13 protein-coding genes and 1 pseudogene are annotated in these 12889 nt (G+C 61.0%); 5 read left to right on the top strand and 9 right to left on the bottom strand.

Annotated elements, in window-relative coordinates; genetic code table 11:
* Window positions 1-64: 64 nt before the first annotated feature.
* The 5 genes from CJ178_RS15120 to CJ178_RS15100 all read left to right on the top strand — a co-directional run bounded on the left by CJ178_RS15120 (window position 65) and on the right by CJ178_RS15100 (window position 4588).
* A complete protein-coding gene (locus CJ178_RS15120) occupies window positions 65-1510 on the top strand; it encodes an aldehyde dehydrogenase family protein (RefSeq protein ID WP_257013180.1) in 1446 nt (481 codons plus the stop codon).
* Window positions 1507-1938 (top strand): carboxymuconolactone decarboxylase family protein, encoded by a 432-nt coding sequence (locus CJ178_RS15115; protein ID WP_257013179.1) that lies wholly within the window; start codon window positions 1507-1509, stop codon window positions 1936-1938. The genes CJ178_RS15120 and CJ178_RS15115 overlap by 4 nt, the downstream gene beginning before the upstream one ends.
* Window positions 1935-2849, top strand: coding sequence for an NAD(P)-dependent oxidoreductase (locus CJ178_RS15110; protein ID WP_095887047.1), 915 nt, complete (start codon window positions 1935-1937; stop codon window positions 2847-2849). The genes CJ178_RS15115 and CJ178_RS15110 overlap by 4 nt, the downstream gene beginning before the upstream one ends.
* A 108-nt stretch (window positions 2850-2957) precedes the next feature.
* Window positions 2958-3584 (top strand): TetR/AcrR family transcriptional regulator, encoded by a 627-nt coding sequence (locus tag CJ178_RS15105; protein ID WP_175393527.1) that lies wholly within the window; start codon window positions 2958-2960, stop codon window positions 3582-3584.
* Window positions 3585-3745: 161 nt separating this feature from the next.
* The gene (locus tag CJ178_RS15100) at window positions 3746-4588 is read left to right on the top strand and encodes a TauD/TfdA dioxygenase family protein (protein ID WP_095887996.1); all 843 of its coding nucleotides are present in this window, start codon (window positions 3746-3748) and stop codon (window positions 4586-4588) included.
* Window positions 4589-4719: 131 nt separating this feature from the next.
* Here CJ178_RS15100 and CJ178_RS15095 read toward each other — a convergent pair.
* The 9 genes and pseudogenes from CJ178_RS15095 to CJ178_RS15055 all read right to left on the bottom strand — a co-directional run bounded on the left by CJ178_RS15095 (window position 4720) and on the right by CJ178_RS15055 (window position 12712).
* A pseudogene (locus CJ178_RS15095) lies at window positions 4720-6060 on the bottom strand (DUF222 domain-containing protein).
* 121 nt (window positions 6061-6181) lie between these two features.
* Window positions 6182-6943: a GntR family transcriptional regulator gene (locus tag CJ178_RS15090; protein ID WP_162487724.1), complete on the bottom strand. Its 762-nt coding sequence runs from the start codon at window positions 6941-6943 to the stop codon at window positions 6182-6184.
* An 80-nt stretch (window positions 6944-7023) separates the two neighbouring features.
* Window positions 7024-7830, bottom strand: coding sequence for an NAD(P)-dependent oxidoreductase (locus CJ178_RS15085; protein WP_033231778.1), 807 nt, complete (start codon window positions 7828-7830; stop codon window positions 7024-7026).
* Window positions 7827-8645, bottom strand: coding sequence for an NAD(P)-dependent oxidoreductase (locus CJ178_RS15080; protein WP_045064732.1), 819 nt, complete (start codon window positions 8643-8645; stop codon window positions 7827-7829). Before CJ178_RS15080 ends, CJ178_RS15085 begins: the two co-directional genes overlap by 4 nt.
* A gap of 20 nt (window positions 8646-8665) precedes the next feature.
* Complete coding sequence (locus CJ178_RS15075) at window positions 8666-9169, bottom strand: DoxX family protein (protein ID WP_033231776.1); 504 nt, start codon at window positions 9167-9169, stop codon at window positions 8666-8668.
* A gap of 4 nt (window positions 9170-9173) precedes the next feature.
* On the bottom strand, window positions 9174-10139 hold the full coding sequence (locus CJ178_RS15070) for an alpha/beta hydrolase (RefSeq protein WP_095887995.1): 966 nt from the start codon (window positions 10137-10139) through the stop codon (window positions 9174-9176).
* 83 nt (window positions 10140-10222) lie between these two features.
* Window positions 10223-11083, bottom strand: a complete 861-nt coding sequence (locus CJ178_RS15065; RefSeq protein ID WP_033231775.1) for a mycofactocin-coupled SDR family oxidoreductase — start codon at window positions 11081-11083, stop codon at window positions 10223-10225.
* 82 nt (window positions 11084-11165) lie between these two features.
* Window positions 11166-11885, bottom strand: a complete 720-nt coding sequence (locus CJ178_RS15060) for an SDR family NAD(P)-dependent oxidoreductase (protein ID WP_230590010.1) — start codon at window positions 11883-11885, stop codon at window positions 11166-11168.
* Between the two features lie 23 nt (window positions 11886-11908).
* Window positions 11909-12712, bottom strand: coding sequence for a TauD/TfdA dioxygenase family protein (locus tag CJ178_RS15055; RefSeq protein WP_080711616.1), 804 nt, complete (start codon window positions 12710-12712; stop codon window positions 11909-11911).
* Between the last annotated feature and the right edge of the window lie 177 nt (window positions 12713-12889).

Raw genomic sequence — 12889 nt, 5'->3', positions numbered from 1 at the left:
GACAAAGGGTCGGCACTTTGTTAGATTCTCGACATTAGAGTCGGCTTATTACGTCATCTTGTAGATGGGAAGTGCGTTGGACAAGCTCGATCATTGGATCGCCGGTAGTGCGGTGATGCCGACCAGTGTCAACTACATGGCTGTCACAGACCCGGCAACCGGATGTGAGGCAAGGCAACTCGCGTGCGGTAATGCTGACGACGTCGACCTGGCGGTTCAGGCCGCATCTGCTGCCGAAACGGCATGGAAGCAGATACCGGCGCTTGCTCGGGCGCGGTTGTTCGGTGACCTCGCCCGGGCCATGCGCGCCGATTCTGCGGAGTTGGCCCGGTTGGAGATCAGTGAAACCGGTAAGCCGGAGGCCGTTGCACTGGCTGAAGTCGAGAACTCCGCGACGTACTTCGATTTCTACGGCGGGTTGATCGGCATGCCGGCCGGTGACACTCTCGACGTGGCACCGGATCAGCATGTGTACACCCGCCGTGAGGCTTTCGGAGTAATCGGAGTCATCACGCCGTGGAATGTGCCACTGAACCAGGCAGCGAGGGCGTGCGCACCAGCTTTGGCTGCCGGCAACACGGTGGTGGTCAAGCCGTCGGAGAGCACGTCGGCGTCGACGGTTCGGTTGGCTCAACTCGCGACCGAGGTGGGTTTTCCGGCCGGAGTCTTCAACGTGGTTCTCGGTACGGGTCAGGATGCGGGTGCCGCGTTGGTGGCCCATCCGGATGTGTCCAAGGTGGCATTTACGGGTTCCGTGGGCACCGGCCGTGCGATCGGGCATGTTGCTGCAGACCGAATCATCCCGGTGACACTGGAATTGGGTGGAAAGTCCGCCAACATCGTCTTTGCCGACGCCGATGTGGAGAAGGCGGTTGCAGGTTCGCTGCTTGCTTTCACGGCCAATGCCGGCCAGGTGTGTTCCGCCGGCACAAGGCTCCTGGTTCATCGATCGATCCACGACGAGGTCGTACAGAAACTGGCTGCGGGTGCCGCAGCGGTGCGTCCCGGGCGCGATATCGGTCCACTCATTACCAGGGCGCAGTTCGAACGAGTGCAGGAATACTTCAAGATCGCGGAATCCGAAGGTGCACAGGCTGTAACCGGAGGAACAGTCTCTGTGGTGGCACAGGAGACCGGCGGCTTCTACATCGATCCCACGGTGTACATCGGAGTCGACAACTCGGCCCGGATCGCGCGCGAAGAGATATTCGGACCCGTGGTTCTCGTGCTCGCGTTCGATACCGAAGACGAGGCGATCGAACTGGCCAACGACTCGGATTACGGACTGGTAGCCGGTGTTTGGACCAGCAATGTGTCGCGGGCACTGCGGGTCAGTGAGCGGATCCGAGTTGGTCAGGTGTTCGTCAACACCTGGTCAACCGGATCCGTGCAGACTCCGTTCGGCGGGTGGAAGAACAGCGGTTACGGGCGCGAAAAAGGTGTGGAGGCACTCCATCACTACAGCCAGGTCAAGTGCGTGACCATCAAATTCGAGGGAGATTCACAGTGACACAAGATAGCCCGCTCGATCTGGCTCACCAGACCGTCTTCGAGGCCGGTTTGGCAGTGCGTAGGGAAGTCCTCGGTGCCGAATACGTCGATGCGGCAATGACCCGTAATGCCGGGACTGACGGCGAAGAGTTGCAGAAGTTCGTGAGCGAGTTCGTGTGGGGCGGTGCCTGGACAAGGCCAGGCCTGGACCGACGGAGTCGTTCGCTGATCAATCTCGGAATACTGATAGCCCTCAGCCAGCCCCATGAGTTGTCCGTCCACGTTCGCGTGGGTCTGAGCAACGGCCTGACTCGCACAGAGATCACCGAAGCGGTTATCCACGCCACCGCCTATGTGGGAGTGCCCATGGGTATGGCGGCGATGCGTGTGGTTCAGGAAACCCTGACTGCCGAACTGGGCCCCCTCACCGCGGAGGTTTCGGTATGAGCGTGATTCCGTTGCCGGGCAAAAGTGTCGGTCTTGTCGGGCTGGGTGCGATGGGTGGCCCGATAGCCCGCAACTTCGTCAACTCCGGCCAACCGTTGATCGTCCGTGACGCCGATGCCGCGTCGCAGCAACGATTTCTCGACAGTCATCCGAGCGCTGTGGGCACAACGGATTTCGCGGACTTCGCGAAGCGCGACGTGGTGGTGCTGGTCCTGCCGACCAGTGACATCGTCGATGCCGTGGTTCTCGGTGAGGGGGGACTACTGTCGCAACTGCAGGCAGGTAGCACCATCGTGGACATGGGGTCGAGCATTCCGGACCGCACTCAGAAGTTGGCCGGAATAGCCGCCGAGCAGGGTGTTCGAGTTGTCGACGCCCCGGTCAGTGGCGGAGTCGGACGTGCACTGAAGGCGGATCTTGCCGTGATGGCGGGCGGTGACGCCGATGTGGTTGCAGAGGTTCTGCCGCTCCTGCGTGCCACCGGAACGGCAATCATCCACGTCGGTCCGGTTGGGTCGGGGCACGCTGCAAAGGCACTCAACAACCTTCTTGCAGCCAACGGTCTTGTTGCCGCAGCGGAGGCCATGTTGGTGGGCCGCAAATTCGGTATCGATCCGGCGACGCTCCTTTCGGTGATCAATGCCAGTAGCGGCCGGAACCAGGCAACGGAGACGAAGTATGAAAAGTTTGTTCTGTCAGGAACATTCGACTCAGGATTCGCCGCAACTCTGATGCGCAAGGACATCGGAATCGCTTTGGATTTGGCTCGTTCTCAGGACGTATCCACTGTTCTCGGCGACACGCTCGGCAAGATCTGGGAAACCGCTGTCGACGGCTTGGCTCCAGGAGCAGACCAAACCGAGGTTGTGCGATACCTCGAGGAGCTTGCGCAGGTGTCGCTTCACGATTAGCTCCATGTAGGTGATGCGAGGCGCGTACCCCTCATTCCACGACACCCCGTCGGATGCGAAGATGATTCGAATCCAACGGGGTTTCGAATTCAGCGGAGTGAGGTGGTCATGGCTTCATCGCCGCGGCGCGTGGGTGCCGAGAAGTCGAAGACGCGAGATGTTCTGCTGGACAGTGTCGAGAAGATGATGCTGGACACCGGCTACGCCAGCGTGACCTATCGATCTTTGGCAGCAGAGGCCGGTGTGACCGCGAGCCTGGTCCAGTATTACTTTCCCACTCTTGACGACATCTTCCGCGCCGCAATTGCGAGGTACACCGACCGCAACCTCGCGGTACTGCAATCTGCGCTGCAGAAACGAGCCGAAGATCCGCTGCATGTGTTGTGGGAGTACAGCTGGGATGAAGCCACAAGTGCTCTGATGACGGAGTTCATGGCTCTCGGCAATCACCGTGAGTCAATCCGTGCTGAAATCGCCGAAGTCACCGAACGGGTCCGGCAACTGCAGATGGAGGCCGTGGCTCGCAAGTTCGGGCCGGGTGCTCGACCGGACGGCCGGCTGTCTCTCGGCGCAATGGTGTTGCTGATCACCGGGATTCCCAAGTTCCTCAATCTGGAATCGGGTATCGGCGTCGACACTGCGCATGCCGAAGTGGTGGAAGCACTCGAGGGCTACATCGATTCGGTGGAGCCTCGCATCACGCAGACTGCGCGCACCAAGCGACCGCGGACGTAAGAAACGGATCGCGAACTTTTCTCGAAAATTGGTACGACTGTATAGCAAGTGCGGTACTGTCCTGTAGTGCGCGAGCTCGCTTGACCTCAGACTGCTTACCGAGCGCCAAAAGTACCTCTTCCCAGTATTTTTCGAGAAACGTGCCGATCGAGGAGTTCTTCTTGCCTGCTTCCATACGTCCCATCACGTCGACCGTCGGACTGGAGGTCACAGGTCTGACTGCCGACGAGCTCATGAAGTCGGACTCTGCCCGAGAGATTCGGCAACTCCTGGACCGGCATGGGGTCCTGGTGTACCGCGAGATCAACATCGACGACGACGCCCTGTTGGCTCTCAGTCGTGCACTGGGCACCGTCGTAGTCCAATCCACCGGCGAGCACCGCCTCCCGGAGATTCAGACCATCACCATGGATCCGTCCAAGACGAATGCAATTCTCGCGTCGTATCGAGCGGGGAACTTCCACTGGCACATCGACGGTGCCACACAAGTCATTCCGCAGCAGGCGACGCTCCTGAGCGCTCGAGAGGTCGATCCAGCCGGGGGCGACACCGAGTTCGCCAGTACGTACGCGGCCTATGACGGCTTGAGCGACGAGGAGAAGGCCGAGTTCGAGTCTCTCGAGGTTGTGCACACGTTTGGGCATGCACAGTCGCTGGCGAACCCGGATCCCGACGAAGCAACCAGGCGAGCCTGGGCACGGGTACCTGCGCAGGTTCATCCGTTGGTATGGACCAGAAAGAATGGACGGAAGTCGCTGTTGCTGGGCGCTACCGCGTCCGAAGTTGTCGGTTGGCCGATCGAGCGAAGTCGTGCGTTGTTGGATCGACTGCTCGAGTGGTCCACACGCCCCGAATACGTACTGCGCCAGGTGTGGCGCAAAGGTGACCTGGTCATCTGGGACAACACCGGAATGCTGCATCGAGCGACGGAGTTCGAGCCCTCGTCTCAGCGGCTCATGCACCGCACGACCTTGGCGGGGGAGGAATCTGTCTGTCGTGGTTAAGGTCTGTGGTGGTTGAGGATTGGCCGAGTCCGTGAACACTATTTGCGACTATGACATGCGTGTGGGCTTCGCATCGTCTTGACTGGTGATGCGAAGCTTGCACGCCGTATATGGTTCTGGCAGAGTCGGGTTCAGTCTCGGTGGACTGGTCCTTGGCGGGTGGTGGAGCGTCGGCGTCGTTGTTTCGGGTCGATCGCGGCTGGTGGGATGAACCAGGGTTTGTGATCGTCGCCCATTTTGATTTCCCAGATTCCGCGGAATCCGCTGGTGCTGTGAATCAACCGATGGTGGCTACGGCAGAGGAGGGTGAGGTTGTCCATCACCGTCAAGCCCCCGGTTGACCAGGGTTTTATATGGTGCGCGTCGCACCAAGCGGGTACGGCATCACAGTTCGGGAAGGCGCAGCCTTTGTCCCGGGCGATCAGCGCGGTGCGTTGCTCGGGTGTGACGAGGCGTTTGTGCGGGGTCGCATCCAGCGGTGCGCCGTTGCCGTCCATCAGGACGGTGGAGAGCATGCAATCGCAGGCGAGCATCCGGGTGAGGCTCACACTGAGTGGTCCATCCAGGGCATGTATCCGACGTCAAGATCTTCGACATCAGGCTCATCGAAATCCGCTGCGACATCGTTGCGCATGGTGGCGCATTCCCGATGCTCCGCAAGATCTTTCGCAGTGATGTGCACATTCACATGCGGACGCTGGCCACCATCAACACCGGTCATGGCGTTGTCGAGGTACCGGCGAATCAGTTCCGTGAACGCGTCGGCGGTGCGCTTGGCTGCCGACCGCTGATCCGGGGTTCCGTCCGCGGCCGGTTTCGGCATCGACAAACCCGAGAGAGCCGACAACAACATTTCACCAGTGAGCGCGTCGAAATCGCCCTTGATCGCGACCCGACCGTTCAACGTCGGCGAAATCCGCAAGACGTTGAGGTCATCATCCTCACCAGGCGGGATCTCGTCGGATTCGAAAATCCGCTCCAGAACCGCAATCGCATACCGCAGCTTGATAGTGGTCGCCTCCACACCGGATGCCGCAGCGAGCAGTGTTGCCATGCAGGACGGTAGAGCGTTCTCCGGCGTACCTTTTGGTGGGGATTCACAGAACGCGGCAATTATTGCCGCATGATCGAGCGAGAGATCACCGGCCTCGAATTGGGCAGCAATGTCGGGGAACCCCCCGCAGCGCGGCACCGAGAGCGGCGAGCTTGTTGCCGGCCGCATTCTGCAGCATCGTGTTCGCCGCCAGCCAGCGACCGACGCCGCGGTAGCACAGCACCTGCTCATCCGGATTGAGCGCCAATTCGTCGACTGCGGCAACTCGAATCGCTTCCAGCCGAAGGATTTCCGCAGATACACAGACTGCAACGTCTCGAACCTCGGCCGGTCGCAATTGCCACAACCTGCCCCGCACACCCGCAGCCGCACCGGCTACAACATCCTCCACCGAAACAAAATCGCTCACCGTAGTCATCAAGGCCTCCCCACCCTGACCCAATTATAGTCGAACATACATTCGAATCAAGAGACATTTCGGGCACATTTCGGCCGAATGATATTTGTAGCCAGAATCTTTGACCAAAGCCGAAGTGGTTTCAGGAGCCGTGACGACCGGCGCGCTGAATCGAGAGTCGATGCTCGTACCGTTCCGACGCATGCACCGTCAACGAGATCTCGACCGGAACTCCATTGCCGTTCCGGTAGACCCGCTCGATGTGCAGGGCGGGTCTGCCCGGCGGGGTGTGCAGAATTTCGGCGATGTCGTCGGATACGAGAATCGCGGTGACAGTTTCTTCAGCTCCGGCAACAGGACCCGCGACGCTACCGACCGAGGCAAGGATGGTCCCGGGAGTACGGACTGTCGGGATCAGGTTCTCCGATATCAGTGTTTCGGCGACGTCGGGCGGAAGAATGATCGTGTTGACCGCATACGGCTGGTTGTCGATCCATCGCCGAACCTTCAACTGCGCCACAACAAGACTGTCGAGTTCGAGCTTCTCGGCGTGGACACGGTCGCGTTTGAGTTCGAGAGGCGAGATGACTTCCATCTCGGTGCCCGGCCACTCCTCGAGTTGTTCGATCGAATCGGTGGAGCGGACGGAGCGGCCGGTGCTGGGCTGATCCGTCGGAAATGTTCCCCGACCGCGGACGCGATATACCAGTCCGTCCGCCACAAGCTCCTGAAACGCTCGCCGCACCGTTTGCCGTCCGAGGCTGTACTCGGTCATCAGTTCGGTATCGGTGGGCAGCGGAGTGTCCTTGTCGTACCTGCCGGCAGCGACCGCTTCGGCGAGCGTCAGAGCCAGGCGCCGGTACCCCGGTAGATCGGTACTGCCCGACAGGACTGACCCGCCCATCTTGTTCTCCCAGATCATGGTCGATTGACTGCCGATAGTGTCATCGGCAACGCTATCCCATTCGGAAGAACCGGCGTGAGTCAGACGCGATTCGGTAGAGCGGCGTTGACTGCGTCGTCGAGCAGTCCGAGATTGCCGTCCAGCTCGGTGACGATCTTTCGGACGACGCCCACGTCCTTGCTCAGGAAATCTCCGACCGAATCTGCGAATGCGGACACTGAGCCCTTGGCTGAAACACTGGTCAGTGCACGGCTGTTGGAACTGCCGTATGGCAGGGCCGCGAGCAGATCGCCCTCGTCGATGCCGAGTTGTGTTCCCAGTGCGACAGCTTCGGTGAGAAGGCCGATCTGAGCGGCGAACAGAGCATTGTTGACTAGCTTGACCCGCTGTCCGTTGCCAGTGGGGCCGACATAGAGAACTGGATCTGCGTAGCTTTCCAGGGTCGGCTGGATGCGTGCCAGGGTGTTGGCATCGCCGCCGACAAAGAGGGTCAACCTACCTGCGGCGATATCGTGCGGTCCACCGCTGACCGGTGAGTCCACGACTGCGACACCAAACTGTGCTGCGTGCTCGGTTACGGCTTCAGCTGTGCGCGGGCTTCCCGTTGTATGCAACACCAGGGTGGATCCGCGAGGCATCGACGCGAGCAAGTCGCTGCCGAGACATATCTCGCGAACCTGCTCGTCCGTGAAAACGCAGATGATCACGAGGTCGGTATCGCCGCCGACCTCTGCGAAGGTGGACACGGCCTGCGCACCGGAGGCTTCCAGCGCAGTTTTTGTTGCGGCGGAGCGTGCAAGCCCGCGAACCTCGTGACCGGCTTCGACGAGACGGCTGACCATCGGTCCGCCCATCCGCCCGGCGCCGATGAACCCGACGCGTGTCATCGGCGGTGATCCATGAGTTCGAGGGTGGCGTCAGCTGCGGTCAGGACGACTCCGGTGGGTGCTTGGGCTGTTGTCGCGAGATCTGCAATCAGCCCGACGTCCTTCTGCAGCAATGTGCCCGCGTGCTGGGCGATACGCTCGAGCGTTCCACCGGCAGAGACGATCCGGCTCAGCGCGAAGCTGTTTGCCGTGCCGTGTGAGATCACGTCTCCGAGGCGGTTGGGATCAACACCGAGCGACTGGCCGAGCGCAAGCGTGTTCGCGGCTGTAGCCAAATTTGCCGTGAAGAGGAGATTGTTGAGCAGCTTCGTGATCTGACCGGACCCCAAAGGTCCAAGGTGAACAACAGGATTCGCGTACATCGAGAATACGGGACGGACGCGTTCGAAGTCTTCGTCGCTGCCGCCCACCATCACCAGAAGGCGGCCCTCGGTTGCGGCGATGCCACCGCCACTGACGGGAGCGTCAACGACGGAGATTCCTCGAGTAGCCGCTATTTCCCCGAGTTCGCGACAGGTATCCGGGTGAACCGTGCTGTGCACGGCAATGATTCCACCTGGCTTCATGCCCGCGAGGACGCCGTCCTCACCCGTGACAACGTCGAGAACATCGGCGTCGCTGCCGACGCAGATGCACACGAGATCGCTTGCCGCGCCTAGTTCCGCCGCAGATTCGGCGAACTTGGCTGCGGTGTCGGCAAAGGGAACGCGGGCTTCGGGACGTCGTGCCCACAGCGTGGTTTCGTAGCCGGAGTGGACGATTCGCCGTGCCATCGGCGCGCCTTGGCTACCGAGTCCGATGAATCCTACGTGCATCGCGGGTCCTCCTAGAGTGATCATGAAACCTCCTGTAGCTGTGGCCGCCAGAACAAGCCGAGAAGTACGGCGGTGCCGACCGCGCCCACTCCGAGGGCGATACCGCCACCTGCCCACCCGGAGAGTTCGATGTTCAGTGCGCCGTCGAGCGATATGCTGCCTGGCCCGAGCATGGCTGCGGCGAGCGCTACAAGCGCGAGCACCATCACATACTCGTAGCCGTCACGAAAGATGAAGAATCCGTTGGGGCGGTGTGCCAGTATCCCGGCAACCAACATGACCGAGATGACCGCCGCACAGGCAAACGGATTCAGGAATCCGACGATCAGCAAGACACCGGCACCGACTTCGGTGACCACGCTCATCCAGGCCTGGAATGTGCCGTTGCGTAGTCCCAGTCCGCTGAACCAGCGAGCCGTGCCCTCGATCTTTCCGCCACCGACCCAGTGATTGACTCCGTGAGCAATCATGGTCGAGCCCACGGCCAATCGGATCAGTAGAAGTGCAACATCTGCGGAATTCATGGGGTCACCTTCCGTGGCTCGCGTGCGCGGCCGTGCTGTCGTCTGTTGTCAGGTCTGCGAATTCGGATCGGCCGGCGATGCATTCCTCGACAAACGCCAAGACGCGGAGGTGATATGCAGTCGCGGTGTAGCCAAGGCTGAGGTTGTGTCCACCGTCGAACTGCTTGTCCACGACTACTCTCGGCGCAGCGGTGAACAACTCGGCGACGGTGAGCAACGCCTCGGGATCGTTACGCCACACATGCTCGTATTCGCCTGCAGTGAAATGGACGGGAATATTCACGCGTGCAGCAAGATTCGGAAAGTTCTCGCGGGGCCAACTTCGCACCACGTCACCCTCGTACTTCGGTGTCCGGGATGCGATCGGAAGACCGCCGAACAGTTCTTCCGGGTACAGCCGACTCGGCTGCCACAGCAACTCGCGCACGGCGATCGGATCGGCGTTGCGGGCGGTGACGCCCAGGATTTCCTGGGCAAGGGGCTGTTGCTCTCGGCCGGTGCCGGAGAGTTCGATTCCGAGGAAGGCGTCTCCGCGATCGTCCGCGGCCAACCTGGTGGCCAATTCACAGCCGATGGAGTGAGCCAATACGAATACTCCTGCGCCGCGGTCGATTCCCTCGAGGTGACGCTCGAGCGCCGCATACGTTACATCGACGCGAACATCGGGATCGACCAATTCGGTCGCATGGGGATTCGAGCTGCCGTAACCCGGCCGGTCGAGCGCCAGCACGGTGAATCCGAGGGCTGCTGCGGTGTGCAACAGCGACAGACGGGGGTGCCCGGGGCAGTCGAAGTACGCAGAGTTTGTTGCTCCGCCATGCACAGCGAGAATGACTGCGCGCGGTTCTGGAACCTCGATCAGCAACGCGGACATGGGAATACCGTCGACATCGACGATCCGGTGTACGGGAACGGGGCCTGAAGCGGTCGTGCCAGCCGAACTGGCTACTACGGTATTCGTGGTGCTCATGTATCCGTCCTGAAAAATAGCGAGCAGGGTGAGCATTGAAACTTCGCCTTCACGAATGCGTTTCGTGAAGGCGAAGTCTCGAATCAGATGTGGTAGTCGTACGACTTCAGGTAGCCGCCGCCGTCGACGCGCATCTGCATGCCGGTGACGTAACGAGCTTGCTCCGACGCGAGGAAGAGGACGGTTTCGCTGATGTCCTCGGGCTCGACCCACGGGATCTGCATTGCCTGCTGAACCGGGAAGGACAGCACAGCGTCTTCACGGCCCGGGTTCTCGAGGTCGGGGCGGAATGACTTGTACATCGATTCGTTGTGCAGCATGTCGGTGTTGCAGTTGGTGGGGTGCACAACGTTTGCGCGAATTCCGCGCGGTGCGAGGTGCGTCGCCAGCTCGTGTACGTAGTGGGAGAGTGCACGCTTGGAGAACACGTAGGCAACTCCGCCGAGGTCCTTACCTGGTACATCGACCTTGCTGGTGTCGATCATGGACGCCGTCGAACCGGTGGCGATGATCGAGGCGCCCTTGCCCAGGTAGGGCAGCGCTGCCTGGATGGCATTGATGGTGCCGACGAGGTTGGTGTCGACGGTGTCGGACCAGGCCGCGATATCCGGTTCGCCGCGCATTCCGGCGACGCCTGCCTGCGCGACAACGATGTCGAGGTGACCCAACTCGGCAACGCCGCGCTCGAGTGCCGCACGCAGTTCGTCGACCTTACGGACGTCGGCCTTGGCAGTGACGATGCGGCGACCGTGCTTCTCGACGAGACGAGCGGTCTCCTCGAGATCCTCAGGAGTGGCCATCGGGTAGGTGATGGAATCGAAGTCGGCGCAGATGTCGACGGCGATGATGTCGGCGCCCTCTTCGGCCAAACGAACCGCATGGCTTCGGCCCTGACCTCGTGCTGCGCCGGTGATGAACGCAACCTTGCCTTCAACGCGTCCCATGGTGAATCCCTTCGTTTGATGTGTTGGGTTGTTCAAACTGGTTGCGTAACAGTGTTATTTGCCACGCGTGCAGCGGAAGGACTTAGGTGTTGCGGCCGCCGTTGACGCCGAGGATCTGACCGGTGATGTAGCCGGCCTCTTCGGAGATGAGGAACGCGCAGGCTGCGGCGATGTCTTCCGGTCGGCCGACGCGCCGAACCGGTGTCTTGGCAATGTGGTCTTCGACGGTGCCGCCCAGGAGACGCTTGCCTTCGGCCGTACGCAGCATCGGGGTGTCGATGAATCCCGGTGGCACGGCGTTGACGGTGATTCCTTCGGGGCCGAGTTCCAGCGCCAAGGACTTGGTGAGTCCGTTGACCGCGGACTTGGATGCGACGTAGTGAGTCATGAACGGCTGCCCGGAATGCGCGCTGGACGACGAAATATTGACGATGCGTCCCCAGCCGGCTTCGAGCATGTCGGGGAGCGCCGCCTGGCAGCAGTGGAATACGCCGTCCAGGTTGACGTCGAGGACGCGCTTCCAATCGTCGAACGACAGTTTCGTGAATCGCTGGAATCCGTCGAGGCCGGCTGCGTTCACCAGAATGGTGACGGGACCCAACTCGGTGCGGATCTCCGCCAGAACCTCGTCCAACCGCGCGCGGTCCGTGACATTAGCTGTGTACGAATACTTTTCGTCCGACGGTGTGAGGTCGATCGTGGCAACGTTGTAACCGTCGGCGCGCAGGCGTTCTGCGACAGCGCGGCCGATACCCGAACTGCCACCGGTGACAACTGCAGTTCGCGTGATCTGAGTACTCACGTTTTCTCCGTTCGCGGATTCGCTCATGCCCACGGCTCATTGCCGAGGATGGTGGTGCGGTGCATCGTTCGCTCCGACTTGGGGTCGTAGGGAAGTGCGCGGTGCAGCATTCCGGTGTTGTCCCAGATGACTACGTCGTCGACCTCCCACGTATGGCTGTAGGAGAAGCGCTCCTGAGTGGTCCATGCGAGCAGTTCGTCGAGGAGCGCCCGGCTTTCGTCGGGCTGCATTCCGACGACGTGGTCAGCCGTTGCGCCGAGGACGAGTGACTTGCGTCCGTCGCGGTGTTCCCAGACCAAGGATGATTCATGGGTGGGCAGACGGCGCCAGGATGCAAGTTGCTCGTCCGTGGGGTTCGGCTCGATAAGTCGCTGCGCAGCTTCGAAGCTGTGTACGACGCGAAGATCGTCGTAACGCTTACGTTCCTGCTCCGGCAGGTTCTCGTAAGCCGCGTAGGTGCTGGCGAATTCGGTGCCACCGCCAGTCATGGCCACGTGCCGTGCCGTCAGCATTGTCGCCTTGGCCGGCACGTCGTTGGTGGTGTCGTCGATGTGCCAATTGAACGTGCCCCGAAGGTATTCGGCCGACGGGTTCTTGGCCGGGTCGAGCGTGACCTTGAAAATTTCCTTGCCCGCGGGGGCCAATACCGGTCCGAGCTTGCGGCTGAATGCGACCTGAGCCTCGTCGTCGAGGTGCAAACCGCGGATGAGCAGTACCCCGCGCCACTTCAATGCCTCCAGGCATCTCGCAACTACAGCCTCGTCGTCCAAGCTGTCGATACCGATGACCTCTACGCCCAATGCCGGGCTGAGCGCCTTAGTCTCCATCAGAAGAATCTCCCTTCAATTTATGAGAACCATACTCTCGCCTTCATGATGCCCGCAAGAGTCGAAGAAGGGCAGATCACTCGGGTGGAAGTCCGGCGATCGGGGAACGCGGTTCGTTCCTGTGGGGCTATGCGAGAGTCTGTCTGATTGCTACAATTCCCGGAGCGAGAATGCAGT

Origin of the sequence: Rhodococcus sp. ACPA4, from assembly GCF_002300185.1 — a bacterium.
In the GTDB taxonomy this organism is placed as follows: domain Bacteria; phylum Actinomycetota; class Actinomycetes; order Mycobacteriales; family Mycobacteriaceae; genus Rhodococcus_F; species Rhodococcus_F globerula.
The sequence above is the reverse complement of the archived record's forward strand: the minus strand, read 5'-3'. Positions and strand labels throughout refer to the sequence as shown.